The 15,089-nt window shown below is 68.1% G+C and carries 11 protein-coding genes; 3 read left to right on the top strand and 8 right to left on the bottom strand.

The genetic code is table 11. The annotated features are described in order from the left end of the window. Positions 1–115: 115 nt before the first annotated feature. The 4 genes from Poly30_RS04665 to Poly30_RS28115 all read right to left on the bottom strand — a co-directional run bounded on the left by Poly30_RS04665 (position 116) and on the right by Poly30_RS28115 (position 4,364). Positions 116–790, bottom strand: a complete 675-nt coding sequence (locus Poly30_RS04665; protein ID WP_145194862.1) for an RNA polymerase sigma factor — start codon at positions 788–790, stop codon at positions 116–118. 25 nt (positions 791–815) lie between these two features. Further along, complete coding sequence (ligA, locus tag Poly30_RS04660; RefSeq protein WP_419190956.1) at positions 816–2,948, bottom strand: NAD-dependent DNA ligase LigA; 2,133 nt, start codon at positions 2,946–2,948, stop codon at positions 816–818. A 463-nt stretch (positions 2,949–3,411) separates the two neighbouring features. Beyond that, positions 3,412–3,825 carry a cytidine deaminase gene (cdd, locus tag Poly30_RS04655; RefSeq protein WP_419190955.1) on the bottom strand — a complete coding sequence of 138 codons (414 nt, stop codon included), beginning with the start codon at positions 3,823–3,825 and terminating at the stop codon, positions 3,412–3,414. A gap of 59 nt (positions 3,826–3,884) precedes the next feature. Next, on the bottom strand, positions 3,885–4,364 hold the full coding sequence (locus Poly30_RS28115) for a hypothetical protein (protein ID WP_419190954.1): 480 nt from the start codon (positions 4,362–4,364) through the stop codon (positions 3,885–3,887). 150 nt (positions 4,365–4,514) lie between these two features. Between Poly30_RS28115 and Poly30_RS04650 the strand changes: the two genes are divergently transcribed. Then, on the top strand, positions 4,515–5,912 hold the full coding sequence (locus Poly30_RS04650; RefSeq protein WP_419190953.1) for a tetratricopeptide repeat protein: 1,398 nt from the start codon (positions 4,515–4,517) through the stop codon (positions 5,910–5,912). 29 nt (positions 5,913–5,941) lie between these two features. Beyond that, positions 5,942–7,687 carry a CRTAC1 family protein gene (locus Poly30_RS04645; RefSeq protein WP_145194858.1) on the top strand — a complete coding sequence of 582 codons (1,746 nt, stop codon included), beginning with the start codon at positions 5,942–5,944 and terminating at the stop codon, positions 7,685–7,687. 14 nt (positions 7,688–7,701) lie between these two features. On the opposite strand, the gene Poly30_RS04640 is transcribed toward Poly30_RS04645, so the two are convergent. Continuing rightward, complete coding sequence (locus tag Poly30_RS04640) at positions 7,702–10,113, bottom strand: sulfatase (RefSeq protein ID WP_145194857.1); 2,412 nt, start codon at positions 10,111–10,113, stop codon at positions 7,702–7,704. Between the two features lie 134 nt (positions 10,114–10,247). Continuing rightward, complete coding sequence (locus tag Poly30_RS04635) at positions 10,248–11,141, bottom strand: histone deacetylase family protein (RefSeq protein WP_145194856.1); 894 nt, start codon at positions 11,139–11,141, stop codon at positions 10,248–10,250. Between the two features lie 49 nt (positions 11,142–11,190). Between Poly30_RS04635 and Poly30_RS04630 the strand changes: the two genes are divergently transcribed. After that, positions 11,191–12,354 carry an SGNH/GDSL hydrolase family protein gene (locus Poly30_RS04630; RefSeq protein WP_145194855.1) on the top strand — a complete coding sequence of 388 codons (1,164 nt, stop codon included), beginning with the start codon at positions 11,191–11,193 and terminating at the stop codon, positions 12,352–12,354. A 47-nt stretch (positions 12,355–12,401) separates the two neighbouring features. Here the strand turns inward: Poly30_RS04630 and Poly30_RS04625 are convergent, their stop codons facing one another. Beyond that, positions 12,402–13,367 carry a tetratricopeptide repeat protein gene (locus Poly30_RS04625; RefSeq protein WP_419190952.1) on the bottom strand — a complete coding sequence of 322 codons (966 nt, stop codon included), beginning with the start codon at positions 13,365–13,367 and terminating at the stop codon, positions 12,402–12,404. Next, a complete protein-coding gene (locus tag Poly30_RS04620) occupies positions 13,364–15,007 on the bottom strand; it encodes a CRTAC1 family protein (RefSeq protein ID WP_419190951.1) in 1,644 nt (547 codons plus the stop codon). Before Poly30_RS04620 ends, Poly30_RS04625 begins: the two co-directional genes overlap by 4 nt. Positions 15,008–15,089 lie beyond the last annotated feature (82 nt).

Here is a 15,089-nt window from a genome sequence, read left to right as displayed (position 1 = left end):
CTGCGCGAGCGGCGAAGGATAGCGTTCGAGTCCGGTCATGGGAAGGGTCACCACGGCCCGAATCCTGAAAATGCTGCTCGGAAGGAGCCCCTGCCGCCCCGGAATCGCTCCCGAGTCAACCCTGATCGGTGTCAGGGTCGCCCAGCTGTGCCCTGAGTTTCTCGCCCAGCTTGGCCTCGGCCCGCCGAAGCATCATCCGGACGGCGTCCTCGCTCTTGCCGCCCATGCGCTCGCCGGCCTCCCGCAGCTGGAGGCCCTCGAAGAACACCAGGGAGATCGCCTTGCGGTGCTCCTCGGAGAGCTCCCCCAGGGACTCGCGGAGCAGCTCGAAGTTCTCGTCTCGCTGGACGACACGCGTCACCGACAGGTCGCTGCTGATGAAGTCCCTGGGCGTCGGATCGCTGTCCCCGTCCCCCGAACCCGCGTCCATGGCGCGCTCGCGCGACAGGTCCCGCTTGCCGGCCGAGTAGAACTCGGCCTTGTCCCGGATCTTGTTCTGGAGGATCTGGACCAGCCAGCGCAGGAGCGACCCCTGCCCCTGGTACTGGTACCGGCTGAAGTCCCGCGTCGCCTCCCTGAAGGTGGTTTGAGCGAGGTCGTCGGGATCCTCCTTGAGACGCAGTCGGGGTCCGAGCTTGCGCCGTGCGACCTCCACCATCGTCTGGTGATAGCGCGCGAACAGATCGTTCAGCGCATCAGGGTCGCCCTCGTGGGCGAGCTTCACGAGACGCCCGACCTCGTCGTCGGGTGCCTCGTCCTTGCTGTCGGCGGTTGTGTTCTCGGCGGTCATATCTGACGCGAATTCTACCTGTTCCTCAGCCGTCGTCGCCCGACAGACGCTTCAGGAACTCCGGTTCCAATAGCACCTGGACGCCGAGTTCCTCGGCTTTCTTGGCTTTCGAACCCGGTTTTCCGCCCACGACCAGATGGGTCGTCGCCTTGGACACCGAGGACCCGACCCGGCCGCCCTGGGCCTCGACGGCCTTCTTGGCCTCGAAACGGCTCATCTTCTCCAGCGTGCCCGTGAAGACCACGATCGCCCCCTCGAAGGCGTTCCCGAGGATCACCGCGGACTCTTCCTCGACGATCTCGACCCCCGAGTCCAGGAGGCTCTGGATCAACGAGGCGCTCCGCTCGTCCTCGAACCAGGCCCGAATCCTGCCCGCGACCTCGTCCCCGATCTTGTCGATGGCGAGGAGCTGCTCGGGGGTCGCCTCGCGCAGCTCGTCCAGCGTGCGGAAGCTCTTGGCGAGGAGGCGTGCGGTCGACGTGCCGACTTCGGGGATCGAGAGCGCCGCGAGGAACCGATCGAGCGAGATGCGACGCTTCTCGTCGAGCTCCTTCTTGAGGTTGGCGACGGTCTTGGCCCCCCAGCGATCCAGCGCAACGAGTTCCTCGTCGGGCCGCTCTAGAAGCCGAAAGAGATCGGCCGGCGACTCCATGAAGCCCGCGTCGTAGAGCTGGACGATCATCTTCTCTCCGAGCGAGTCGATCTCGAATCCGCTGCGCCCCACCATATGCACGGTGCGCCCGATGAGCTGCGGCCTGCAGCCGTGGACGTTGGGGCAGCGGACGTATTTTCCTTCGCGGACGACGGTTTCGCCGCAGGAAGGGCAGTGCTCGGGCATCGCAAACGGCTCGCGGTACTGCACGATCGCGCCCTCTCGGATGCCGCCGTCCGCGTCCTTCAGGGACTCGGGGATCGCGTCGGACCAATCCGCTGGCACGGAGGGCTCCGCTTCCATCGCCAGGCCCGTGATCTGCGGGATCACGTCACCCGCGCGCTTCACGAACACCCGATCGCCCGGCGCGATGCCGAGGCCGAGCACGTAGTCCTCGTTGTGCAGCGTGGCGTGCCGCACCGTGACGCCGAGCACCTGCACCGGGTCGACGTGCGCGCGCGGCGTCAATCGGCCGTTCACGCCGACCTGCACCTCGATCGCCCGCAGAACCGTCGTCGCCTCCACGGGCTTGAACTTGTGCGCGTACTGCCACTTGGTCGTGCGCGAGTTGGTGCCGAGGCGCGTGCGAAGCGCCATATCATCCAGCTTGGCCACGACGCCGTCCATCTCGAACGGGATCGTGTCGCGCTTCTCTTCCATGCGCTGCTGGTACTCCAGACAGCCCCCGATCCCCTGGACCGTCTCGTCCAGGGCAGGCGCCGCGAAGCCCCACGCCGCCAGAAGCTGCATCTGCTCCGCGTGGGAGTTCGGTAGCTCGTAGCCGTCGCAGCGCACGATGCTGTAGGGGTGGAACTCCAGCGGGTACTTCTGGACCTCAGCCGGATCGCTCCGGCGCAGCGCGCCGGCTGTCGCGTTGCGCGCGTTCGCGAGGATCGGCTGCCCGCGTTCAGCGCGCCACTCGTTGAAACGATCGAACCTGTCCCGCGCGATCAGGACCTCGCCACGCACCTCGAGCGTCTCGGGCGCGGGCTTCATGTGGAGCTTCAGGGGAACGTCGCGCACGGTGCGCAGGTTCGCCGTGATGTCCTCGCCCGTGACGCCATCGCCCCTCGTGACGCCCTGGACCAGCTCTCCCTTGCGATAGATGAGCGCCGCAGAGACGCCGTCGAACTTCGGCTCGACGTGCCATTCGAGTTCGTCATCGCTCTCCAGACCGAGGAAGCGCACGACTTTTGCGCTGAAGTCGCGCGCCTCTTCGTCGGTGCGCAGGCTCTCGATCGACAGCATGGGCACGACGTGCTTGACCTTGTCGAAGCTGCCGCCCTCGGGCAGCGGCGCGCCGACGCGCTGGGTCGGACTGTCGACGGTCACGAGCTCTGGATTCGCTTCCTCCAGCGACTTCAGCTCCCGGAACAACGCGTCGTAGTCGGCGTCCGAGATCTCGGACACGCCGTCGTTGTAGTAGAGCTGATCGTGTCGGCGGATCTCCTCGCGGAGTTCCTCCATACGCGCCTTCACCTTGGCCTCCGTCTGGCTCTTCGTCACCGGGGTGCTCCCGCTCTCTTGTGGCCCTTTCGCATGGCGTACAGTGTCGCCGGACGGGCCACGGACTTCCATCACGCATGCGTCACCAGTCCATGATGGCAGCGCGAGGAGGGCCAAGAGGGCCAGTCGTGCCCGGATGGGCCCATCGTTCGATCTTTGCATGGCAGGGGAACCTCCCTCCCCCACGTTCGACCGATCGACCGCCAGCTGGGTGACCGTCGCGCGCAAGAATTCCCCCCCTGGACCCCATTGGAGAGCACGCCATGAGGGTATTCGCCTCGCTCGCCGCCCCTGCTGATCGGGCCCAAGACGCTATTCCGGAGGGAATGGGAGACCTGGAGCCTCGTGCAGATGCGAGACCCGCCCGTGTGCGAAACGCGCATGGTCAGCCAGAACACGGCAGGGTCGAGCCGTGCGTTCGCCGAGCCGAAAGCTGGCTGACCGCCCAGGATTGGCTCGCGACCTACGGGAGCTGATCGCCCGTGAAGGCATCGGGCAGGAGCTCGGCCACCGACCAGCTCGCGGACCTTCCGTCCCTCGCCACGGCCAGCACCTCGGCGTTCGGCGCGAACTCCACGAGCCACTGGCGGCAAGCCCCACAGGGCGGCGTGGGTCCATCCGCCTCGGTCGCGACGACGACCAGGCGGACCGCATCCGCTGCGAGGCTTCCGCGGGCAGCGATCACCGCGGAGAGAGCCGAACGCTCGGCGCAGAGAGTGAGCCCGTAGCTTGCGCTCTCCACGTTGCAGCCCGCGAACACGGCGCCGTCCGAAAGGACGACGGCCGCGCCCACGCGGAACCCCGAGTGCGGCGCATGGGCCCGAAGCATCACGGCCCTCGCCTTGGCGATGGCCTCGTTCAGTGCTTCGGCTTCCATGGGTTGCATGGGTAGCAGTAAGCGCCCTTCCCCCGCTCCCGTCCAGTGGGAATCAGGCTTCAGAACGGCATCGCGTCCGCAGCCAGCCCCACCCCCCCGCCGCCACCGGTCGTCCTCGGGGCCATGGCCTGGAGACGCTCGGCGTCTGGACAGGGCGACCAGCCGTCGTAGGGCACCCGGCTGCGCCGCTGGATCCGCCCGGTGTCGGGATGCGTCGTCTCCTGGTTGATGAGGCGCACGTTGGCCACGAGCCCGATCAGGTGCTCGGGCTCCACCTCGACCGGCACGGAAACGTCCCAGCCCAGGGCTCCGAGGATGCTGCGGACCCTGTGCATGCCGCGATCGGTGAAGTTGAGCCAGTCCGTGACAGCCGTCCGTCCGGCGCGTTCACCCTCGACCAGCGCCATTCGAAGCATCCACGCGACCTCTCCGTCAGGACTCCTCGTCTCGCGCACGGATTCCACGCGCAGGGGGTAGGTTCCCTCCTCCACGACCACGTAGTCGTCCACCCCTGTTCCCACGTCCGGATCAATCTGCATCGTTCTCGTCTCCTCTTACGGGTCTCGTCATTCACCGCGGGACCATCCCGCCCCAGAACGAACGATCCGACGCCGCCTCCAGTTGCAGCCGGTTCACGCAAATCTGGCCGCCGAATCCCGGGCTGGAAGAGTTGGCACAATAGGGGGCCCATGATGCTGCCACTCTCCCGCCGCTATCTCGACGCTCTCTTCCTTGGCCTCGTGATCGCGCTGGCCCCTGCCTGCGGTCCGGCGAAACCCGACGTCCCGGCTCCTCCCTCCGCCCAGCAGCTCGCTGGCGGGCTCGACGACGCGACGATCGCAGAGATCCAGCAGGCGACCGACGCCGTCGATTCCGACCGGGGGAACGCGGATCTCTGGGCTGCCCTTGGCCGTGCCTACGAAGCCCAAGGGGTCCACGCCGGGGCCGACGCGTCCTTCACCGTGGCAGCCGATCTCCGCCCCGAAGATCCGAAGCTCCGATACCGAGCCGCCATCGCCGCGAGCAAGGGGGGCAAGCTGGAAAAGGCGCTCGAGCGGCTTGAAGTGGTTCTCTCGCTCGACGGCAACTATGGACCGGCGTGGCGTCGACGGGGCACCTGGCTGCTCGACCTCGGGCGCGCCGAAGAAGCGCGTGCCGCCTTCGAGCGAGCTGCCCTGCTACTCCCGAACGTCCCGGACGCGCCCATCGGACTCGCGCGCGCGGCGCTGGCACTGGACGAAGTCTCCGCCGCCATGGAGCACGCACGCACCGCCTTCGAGCGCGCGCCGGACGAGCCGTACGTGCGCCTGATCCTCGGCGACGCGCTGCGGCGCTCGGGGCAGACCGAAGAGGCTCTCCCCCATCTCGAGGCGGGTCAGGGTGCCCTGCCGCGCTACGTCGATCCGTGGAGCGAGAGCGCATCGCGCGCTCGCAACCTGGACAACGACCTCTCCGATCGCGCGGAGCGACTCGTGCAGGAGAAGCAGTGGGACGCGGCCATCGAAGCCCTGGAGGAACTCCGCGCGCTGCGGCCACAGGACAGCCGCGTCGCCCTGCGGCTCGGCGTGGCGCTGATCGGCGGCGACTACACGAAGCGCGCCGAAGAGCACTACGACGCCATCTTCGAGCAGTTCCCGGCGAACTACGACATCGCCACGGGGCGCGCGGCGGCGCAGAGGGCCAGCGGCAAGACCGCGCGCTCCCTTTCCTCCATCGACGCCATCATCGCGCGCTGGCCAGACCGAGCGCCCGCCTACCTTCAGCGCGGCTCGACCCTCGCCGAAATGAACGACATCGCCGGAGCCCGCGCGGCGTTCCAACGCGCGAGCCAGCTCGACCCTGGCGACCTACGCGGGCCGCTCTTCGAAGGCCAGCTGCTCGCGAAGCTCCAGCGGTACTCGGAAGCCGCCGCGGTGCTCCAGAACGGCCTGGAGCTACCCGGCGCCTCCCCGCCCCTCGTGTACTTCCGCATGCTACTGGCCGCACAGGCGGGCGCCCGCATGGGCGGCGAGGTCATCCAGGCCACTCTCGATCGAGCGCGCGCGATCCACGGGGACGCGGCCGATTCGCTGACCCAAAGACGATAGGGGCCCGAAGATCCCGCTATCTTGGGGTCATGCAGATCCGTGGCCTCCGACGACCTGTGTCCCTCTTCGACTTACCGTGGCGCGCGCCGGGCGCCGTGGCAGGCTGCGTTTTAGCCGGATCTCTTATCACCGGATGTGGAGGCGACGCCGACCCGGGCGCTGCGGCCACGGACCCCGCCGCCACCGCGGCCACCGGCGAGGCGCCGTGGTTCACCGAGGTCACGGCGGCCGCCGGCCTCGGGGACTTCCGCCACGTCTCGGGCGCCGATGGACGCTACCTCATGCCGGAGATCATGACGACGGGCGCAGCGCTCGTCGACGTGAACGGCGATGGGGCTCTCGACGTCTACCTCGCCCAGGCGGGCGGCGTCGACCAGGCGCGCGCGGAACGGCCCGGGAATCAGCTCTACCTCGGCGACGGGAAGGGACACTTTCGCAACGTCACCGACGGCAGCGGCGCCGACGACCGCGGCTACGCCATGGGGGTCGCCACCGGGGACTACGACGGCGACGGCGACATGGATCTGTACGTGTCGAATCTGGAGCGCAACGCGCTGCTCCAGAACGACGGCCAGGGCCACTTCACCGACGTGACGGAAGCGGCGGGCGTCGGCGGCTCCAGCTGGAGCGCGAGCGCGGTGTTCGTCGACGCGGACTCCGACGGAGACCTCGATCTCTTCGTCACGAACTACATCTACTGGGCCCTCGACGGCGAGATTGATTGCCGCTCGCCCCAGGGCGTCCGCACCTACTGCAGCCCCAAGTCCTATGGGGCGCCCGCGCCCGACAGCTACTTCGAGAACCAGGGCGATCGGACCTTCGTGGACGCATCGGAGCGAGTCGGTCTGCGCGCGGCCTTCGGCAACGGCCTTGGCGTCGTCTGCGCCGACTTCGACCTCGACGGCCGTCCGGAGATCTTCGTGGCCAACGACGGCACGCCGAATCAGCTCTGGGATCCGCAGCCCGACGGGACGTTCAAGGAAACCGCCCTGATCTCGGGCTGCGCGGTCGACGTCCAGGGCGCTGCCAAGGCGGGCATGGGCGTCTCGGTCGCCGACATCGACGCGGACGGCGACGAGGATCTGCTCGTGGTGAACCTCACGGGTGAGGACGATTCCTTCTACCGAAACGACAGCGGCCAGTTCGTCGACCGGACGCCCGCGCGGGGCCTCGCCGTCGTTTCGCGGAAGCGGACTCGGTTCGGAGTGGCGCTGCGCGACTTCGATCTCGACGGACATCTCGATCTCTTCCACGCGAACGGCCGCGTGACGCAGCCAGAGCGAGCGATCGAGGGCGATCCGTTCGCCGAGGAGAACATGCTGCTACGCGGCAATGCGGCGGGCCGCTTTCAGGAAGTGCTGCCCCGGGGTGGCGTGGCCGTGCCGCTCGTGGCGACCTCCCGCTCCGCGGCCTTCGGCGACATCGACGGCGACGGCGACGTCGATATCCTGGTCCACAACCGCGACGCGGGTGTCCACCTCTACCGCAACGACGTGGCGAACTCCCGCAAGGGCGTGACGTTCGAACTGCTGGACGAACACGGCGCTCCTGCCATCGGGGCGGCGATCTTCGTCCGGACGCCCGGTCATGGCGAAGCACGCCACGAAGTCCGAACGACGGACAGCTACGGAGCGGCCTCGAGCCCTCTGATCCACGTGGGCGCGGGCGACGGATCCGCGCCGATGGGTTACCGCATCCTCTGGGCGGACGGCACCGAGGGCGAGAGCGGCGCGTGCGAGGCGGGCGCAGCCATCAAGATGCAGCGCTCCCGCTAACCCCCCCATGGGGACTACTTCTTGTCTTCCGGACGGGTCCACCACTTGCTGTCGGTCCGCGCGGTGAAGCCCGCGTAGCCGAGAGCCTTGAGGTTGGCCTCCGCCGCTTCGTCGATCGATCCCGACTTGCCCAGACCTTCCGACGAAGCGCTCTCGAGGAATTCGATCAGGCGATCACGCATCCGCTGGGCCAGCTCGGGGTTCTCGTCGGCGAGGTTCTCTTCGGTGTTGACGCCCTTGCGACGATCGAAGAGGCGTCCGCGGCCGTAGATCCAGTTGTGCGGGGTCTTCTCGGTGGAATAGTCGCGAAGGTCCAGCACATAGAACCAGCTGCCCGCGCTCACACTCGCCTGGAGGCCGTGCGCCGCGATGGCAAAGCGCGGTTCATCCGGCGCCTCGTCGATGGCCGCCCGCACGAGGTCCCTGCCGGGATACGTCGTGTTCTCGAGGCCTGCGAGGTTGATGAGGGTTCGCCCGACGTCGATCTGCTGAACCGTCGTCTCGCTGCGCAATGCCTCCACACCAGGGCCCGCGATGATCAGCGGGACGTCCACCATCGGCAGGTAGAGGCCCGCGTGGTCCCAGTAGACGTTGTGGGTCCGCAGGCTCTCGCCGTGGTCCGCGGTGAAGGCAACGAACGCGTCCTTCATGCGCTCCGAGCCGAGCAGCCCCATGAGAGCCTCATCCACCCAGTCCACTTCTGCACGGTAGAGGGCATCGACGAAGTCGCCGTTTTCGATCCCCCTCGACTTGATCCAGTAGGGAACGAACTCGTCGGCGAGGCCCAGCGTGCCGCCGCCCTTGGCGATTCCCTTCGTCGCCTTCGACTCCGCCGCTGACGGCGGGTCGTAGGGGGCGTGGGCATCGAACAGGTGGAGCCAAGCGAAGGTGCTGACGCCGTCCGTTTCAGCCAGCCAGTCCTCGAGTTGCTCCACGGCCTGATCGCCGCGACGCTTGAAGGCTCCGGTAGATTCGAACCGGTCGAAACCCTGGCCGAGGCCGCTCTGGGCATGTTCGAGGTGCTGGGTGCTGATCGCCGCGAACGTCCGATAGCCCTGGCTCTGGAAGACCTCGGCCAGCGTCTCGACCTGCTGCGCCAGCTGGGTCTTGTTGTCCACGATCTGCGTGTCCCTGGGGTGGATGCCCGACAGTATCGCGATGTGGCTCGGGTTCGTGACGTTCGTCGTCGACTGGCAGTCGGCGAAGTAGATACCGCGACGACCGAGTCGATCCAGAGCTGGCGTGTCGACCATCGTGCTCACGCGAGAGAGCCCCATGTGGTCGGCCCTGTGCGTGTCCGACGTGATCAGCAGAATCGACTTCGGCTGCCGCGACCGCTGGGTCACCACCGCATCGCCGATCAGCAGGACGGACTCGGTGTGCGGGTCCTTGTCGACGAGGCTCAGGCGAAGGGACGAAGCGCCGGGCTTCAGTCCCGCGAGCTTCACGGACGTGTCGGACCAGCTCGAGCGCGCATCCTTCGGCACGTCGACGGAGACGGTTGCAGGACCTTCCGCGCCCTCATACTCGACGTTCACCGCCGTGGATCGGGCCATGCTTCCGGCCCACGCGGGCAGGAAGAAACTCATGTCCAGCAGGACGTCGCCCTGCGCTTCGCCATCGCACGCCAGCTCCACCTCCCAGGGAGCGCCCTCCACCAGGCCAGCCGCGAACCGCATCGAGTGGTCGACTTCGATCTGCCCGCCCTCACCGACCGCGGGCATCAGCCCCTGGACCGGAGCGTTGAACGCCGACATCGACAGAAGAGCCGCATGGGCCTTCTGCCCTTCGACCTCGACGCGGATGCCCGTGCGCACCGTCGATGTCTCCTCGGAGCGAGGGATCACGATCTCCAGAAGGTGCGGCTCCGGGCGCGCGGAGAGCGTGATCTTCTCACTCGCTTCTGCGACCTTGCCCTTCTCGTCGAGCGTGACGACGCGGAGATTCTCTGACCCCTCGCCGTAGCAGGTGATGAAGAGCTGAACCATGGTGCACTCACCGCGGCTGAACGCGAACTCGTGCGTGAAGCTCTTGGGCCCCTTGCCGCGAATCGCGAGGGCCGCCAGCATGTCCTTCTTCTCCTTGCTACCACCCGGCGGCCTCACGCGCGCCTGGATCTGATCCGTACCGCCCTGGGCCGTCCAAGGACACTCGCCGCGGTTGTCCTCGGTGAGCCTGAAACCCGCTAGCTCCACCGTGGACTCGGTGGTACTGCCTGCGATCTGCGCATCCGTGATCAAACGTGAGATCAGGCCGGAGTGCGTGGCGACAGGCTCCGGGGCGTCCGCTCGGTCGGCCTCCTTGCCGCCGCAGCCCGCGAGCGCGCCGATCGAAAAAAGGAGAGCCAGTGCTCCGGCTCGCCGGGAGCGGGAGGCGACTCCCTTCGAGACGGCGACCCTGCGAGTGGTGTCTGAATGTGAGATCATGGGCACGAGGCAGTCCTTCGAGAAGCGGGGAGCGTGCCGCTTCATGGAGATCCACGGCACGCGTCCGGTGAAGACTACCCGCGAAGGAGGCGGCGGGCACGGAGGCGGGAGCAGAATCCGGCGGCCGAATCGCGTCAGACGGAGCGCGCGGCGCGATAGGTTCCCGCATAGGCGTCCACGGACGCATCGATCGGATCGGCGTAGCCTCCGCCCAGCGTCAGCGCGACCGGCAAGCCAGCGCCCCGGAAGCAGCGCAGGGAGCGGAGGTCCCGCTCCCGGCAACCTTCTCGCGTCAGCCCCAGGCGGCCGAGCCGGTCCGCTTCGAGCACGTCGACGCCGCCCTGGTAGAGCACGATGTCCGGGCGCGCGCGCTCCATCGCCTCGTCCAGCGCCCCGTCGAGCGCAGCGAGGTAGTCGTCATCGCCAAGACCGTCTTCGAGCGGGACGTCGAGATCGCTGGACTGCTTGCGACTCGGGAAGTTTCGCGCGCCATGGAGCGAGCAGGTGAAGACTCTTCGATCGTCCGCGAAGATCGAGGCCGTGCCGTCGCCCTGGTGCACGTCGACGTCGAAGATCAGCACGCGTTCGACCGAGCCGCGGTCCAGCAGGCGACGCGCGGCGATGGCCAGATCGTTGAAGATGCAATAACCCGATCCGAAGTCGCGATAGGCGTGATGCGTTCCCCCGGCCAGCGAGCCGGAGATCCCGTCCTCCAGCGCCGCCTCGACCGCCCCGAGTGTGCTCCCCACGCTCCCGAGCGAGCGCATCACCATCGACTCCGACCACGGGAAACCGATGCGCTGAATGGTCTTCCGATCCAGGGTTCCATCGAGAAATCCCTGGACGTATCCCGCATCGTGGACGGCGTAAATATCCTCCAGCGGGGCGGCTCTCGCCGGGATGAGGTCCGCCTCCTCGACGAGCCCCTCGTCCACCAGGCGCCTGCGAAGCAACCCGTACTTCTGCATCGGGAACCGGTGGTTGGGCGGGAGGATCACCTCGAAGTGGTCGCAGTAGAAGACTCGCACGGCGGGAGCTTACCCCGCCTGCCTGGCGGCCCACTATCATGGAGACAACATGTCATCCCTCTCCCACCATGGATCCCGAAGCGGCAAGGTGCTCGGCAAGCTCGTTCTCGTCCTCTTCGCCTTCGTCCTGCTCTTCGAGACCGTTCCACGCTTCCTCCGCATCCCGGGCCTGGAGCCCGAAGCGCTGGCGCCGGAGTACGTGACCTCGGAGTCGGCGAAGAAGTTCGAGCCGCATCCCTACCTGATCATGACGCCCAAGCCGGGCGCCTGGGGCGTCGGGACGGCCAGCGAGAAGACCCATGGCGCGAGCGGCTTCCGCGGGGCGGAGATCCCGCTCGCGAAGCCCGAGGGTGGCCTGCGCATCGCGTGCCTCGGCGGCTCCAGCACCTATGGGACCGGGCCCAGCAAGGACGCGTTCACGTGGCCTGCGCGGCTCCAGACGATCCTTTCCGAAGAGCTCCCGGATCGCCCCGTCGACGTGCTCAACGGCGGCGTTCCCTCGTGGAACAGCTTCGAAGCCCTGGAGAACCTCGCGTTCCGCGTGCTCCCCTACGCGCCGGACATCGTGCTGATCTACCTGGCGACGAACGACGCCGAGTGCGCGATGTGGCCCGACCCGACGTTCGACAACCGCCACTATCGCATGAGCTGGCCGACGTACCGCCCGTCGCCCATCGAGCCGATCCTGGAGAAGAGCGTCCTCTACCTCACCTGGCGCAAGTACGCGACGGACTACCTGAGCCAGCGGGCGGACCTCGGCTTCGTGTCCAAGGTCGTGCCCGAGGGCGAGGTTGGCGCGGCGCTGAGGCAGCTGCAGGTGCCGCCGGAGCTTCGGTCGCCGCCGGATACCGGCTTCATCAACTTCCAGCGCAACCTCGTCTCGATCCTCGCCATCGCGCAGGCGCATGGGGCCCAGCCGGTGCTCATGACCCAGGCGATGTACTCGAAGGATCCCGAGAGCGATCACCTCACCCACGGTCGCACGCGGCTCGCGGCCCAGCAGCGGATGACCGAGATCGTCCGCGCGGTGGCCCAGGAACGCGGTGTTCCGCTGGTGGAGATCGAGCCAGATCTGGAGGCGGCGGCCGCGAAGCAGGTGGCGGAAACCGGTCAGCAGACGCTGTTCGTGGACGACGTTCACCTGACCGACGAGGGCACGGCGTTCGTGGCGAATCGGCTGGCGCAGGAGCTGAAGCGGCTCGGGGTTCTCTGACGCCTTCGGGCTCATCTGACGGCCTCGGGCTACCTGGCACCCTCGGGCTACTTGGCGCTCGCTGGCTCGGCCGCGGCTGCGGCCCCTGCCGGATCGACGCTGGACCAGCGCCTCAGCGCCTGCCGAAGGGCGAGGTCGTCGCCGGCTTCGCGATGGAGTCGACAGAGTTCTCGGTAGAGCGCGGGCTGATAGGGATCGAACACGAGGCTCGATTCGATCGCGCGGACGGCGGCGTCGAGGCGGTTCAGCTCGTCGAAGCGCGCCTTGGCGGCTTCGGCTTCGTCGTCGCGCTCCAGCTCGAAGAGGACCTGACCGAGCAGGAACCAGACGCGCGGGCCGAAGGGATCGAGGTCGCGGGCGTGCTCGGCGGCGGCGACAGCGTCCTCCAGTCGCTCCTCGTCGAAGTGGATCTGCGCGATCCAGAAGGCGGCGCTCGCGTGGGCCGGGTCGAGTTCCAGGGTGCGGCGCAGCTCCTGGAGTGCCGCAGTGCTCTGCCCCAGCCGCATGAGGCTCAGCCCCTGGCCGTGATGGGCCTCGGCGCTTTCGGGATGCACGCTGAGTACCCGGGCGTAGTGCGCGAGGGCGTCGTCGTAGCGGCCGAGGGAGTAGTACGCATGGGCCAGCGTGCGGGTGTCCCCCACCCGATGGGGTGCGACGGCGAGGTAGCGCTCCAGCGCGGTGATCGCGTCTCCGTGGCGCCGGAGCTGGAAGTAGAGGATGCCCGCCTGGTGCAGCGCTGACGGGTAGTCCGGGGCGATCTCGAGCAGTTCGAAGAGTGCGCGCAGGGCGGCGGGGCGATCGCCGCGCCGGTAGGCCGCGATCGAGCGCAAGAGGTAGGGCTGCACGGCCTCCGGTGGTCGAGTATCGGCGTCCCAGTCCTTCCAGTGACCTGACTCGGCGGCGCTCCACTCGGTCGGACTTCGGTCGAGGACGGACGGCGCTCCCCCCTGGGGATCAGCGAGCGCGGGCGACAGGAGCAGCCCCCCAAGAACGAGAATGCGCGCCGCGATCACTCGGTCTCCTCCGTCACCCGGAGGTGCTGATTCACGGCCACGTCCTCGAGGACCTGGACGCGGCCCGAGGGCCATTCGATGCGCACCTCGTCGAGGGTCTCTGCCGCCCCGAGGCCGAAGTGCAGCCGCGTGGAGCAGCCCGCCTGGTAGCCCGCGGTCGTTCGAACTTCGCCCGTGTAGCTGGCGTCGCCGACCTGGACGCGCACGTGCGCTCCGATCGCGTCGGGGTGCGACGCGGTGGCGCTCAGCGTGAGAGAGAACCAATGCCGGCCCTCGATCCCATCGGCCCGATTCTCGAGGAAGCGTACCGGTCCTCCCATCTGCACCACCACGAGGTCGAGGTCGCCATCCCCGTCGAAGTCCGCCGATACGGAAGCGCGCCCGACGCCCGCGGTCGCGCTGGACAGCGCGCGCTCCGCGAAGCGCTGCTCCGGCCCGCCGAGGAACAGCTGATCCGCCTGCGCGTAGGATGTGTCGGTCCCCACGAGATCCGCCGCCGGATACACGTGGCCGTTGATGACAGAGACGTCGATGAACCCGTCCAGGTCGTAGTCCCACATGCCGGTGCCCCAGCCGAGGCGCTGGATGCTCGGCCCGCCGAGCCGCGCCACGTCGGCCTTCTCGCGGAAACCTGTCTTCCGCGACGAACGGTAGAGCGCGTTCGACTCGCCGGAGAAGTTGGTGACGAAGAGATCCGAGCGGCCGTCGCCGTCGACGTCGGCGCAACCGATGCCCATGCCGGCCTGCTCGCGTCCGTTGGAGTCGTGGCTGACGCCGCGGCGCCAGCCGACCTCGACGAAGCGCCCGTCACCCTGGTTCTCCCAGAGGTGATTCGGCATCGAATCGTTGCTCACGTAGAGGTCCGTGTCGCCGTCGCGATCGTAGTCGAGCGTCATGACGCCGAGTCCGAAGCACGCCTTCTCGGGTCGGAAGCCGCTCTTGACGCTGACGTCGACGAAGGTCCCGTCGCCGTTCCCGCGGAAGAGCTGGTCGTGGGTCGGCGTGAGACCTTCGGGCCCGCACATGACGTCGTGCCCTTTCCAGCGGCAGGCGCCACCCGGTCCTGCCGCGGTCTCGAGGTCGAACTCCAGGTAGTTGATGACGACGAGGTCGAGCTTGCCGTCGGCGTCGTGGTCGAGGAGCGCGCAGCTCGTGCTCCAGTGGTCCCCCGTGAGCCCCGACGCTTCGACGGCGCGGAAGCCCTTGCCGCCCTCGTTGAGGAAGACGCGATTGCGCCCCCACTCGGTGATCACGAGATCCGGATCCCCGTCAGCGTCGATATCGCCGGCGGTTCCCCCCATGCCCCAGACTCCGCCGGCCAGCTTCCATTCCGGCCCGCCGCGGCGAAACTCGCCGCTTCCGTTGCCCAGCCAGAGGACCGAAGGAAGCGCTTCCTTTCCGGCTCGCACCCGGTCGATGGTCGATCCGTTGACGGTGACGAGATCCAGATGGCCGTCGAGATCGAAGTCCGCGACGACGAGCCCGCCGCCGTTGACCTCCAGGATGTAGTCCTTGTCTGCACCGCCACAGACGAGCTCGATGACCTCCTCCCCTGCCCGGAGATCCCGCGCCCGGAAGAGCGGATGACCCTGGCCAGGAGTCGCGGCGGGGCCAGCACCCAGAAGCAGGAAGAGGATCATGGAGAGGTCGATGGAATGCGCTGGGCCCATCATGGCGGATGTGGGCGGGGTCCGAACGGGCCGGCACCCCTCCCCGGAGCAT

The sequence above is a fragment of the Saltatorellus ferox genome, assembly GCA_007751475.1.
Classification (GTDB): Bacteria; Planctomycetota; UBA1135; order UBA1135.
Note: the sequence above shows the minus strand (reverse complement) of the source record. Positions and strands in the feature narration are given on the sequence as shown.

Excerpts from the sequence above, each read along its gene's own strand:
- Poly30_RS04640 (WP_145194857.1), bottom strand. The coding sequence starts at position 10,113 with ATGATCTCACATTCAGACACCACTCGCAGGGTCGCCGTCTCGAAGGGA.
- cdd (WP_419190955.1), bottom strand. The coding sequence starts at position 3,825 with ATGGAAGCCGAAGCACTGAACGAGGCCATCGCCAAGGCGAGGGCCGTG.
- Poly30_RS04665 (WP_145194862.1), bottom strand. The coding sequence starts at position 790 with ATGACCGCCGAGAACACAACCGCCGACAGCAAGGACGAGGCACCCGAC.
- Poly30_RS04630 (WP_145194855.1), top strand. The coding sequence starts at position 11,191 with ATGTCATCCCTCTCCCACCATGGATCCCGAAGCGGCAAGGTGCTCGGC.
- Poly30_RS04645 (WP_145194858.1), top strand. The coding sequence starts at position 5,942 with ATGCAGATCCGTGGCCTCCGACGACCTGTGTCCCTCTTCGACTTACCG.
- Poly30_RS04620 (WP_419190951.1), bottom strand. The coding sequence starts at position 15,007 with ATGATCCTCTTCCTGCTTCTGGGTGCTGGCCCCGCCGCGACTCCTGGC.
- Poly30_RS04650 (WP_419190953.1), top strand. The coding sequence starts at position 4,515 with ATGATGCTGCCACTCTCCCGCCGCTATCTCGACGCTCTCTTCCTTGGC.
- Poly30_RS28115 (WP_419190954.1), bottom strand. The coding sequence starts at position 4,364 with ATGCAGATTGATCCGGACGTGGGAACAGGGGTGGACGACTACGTGGTC.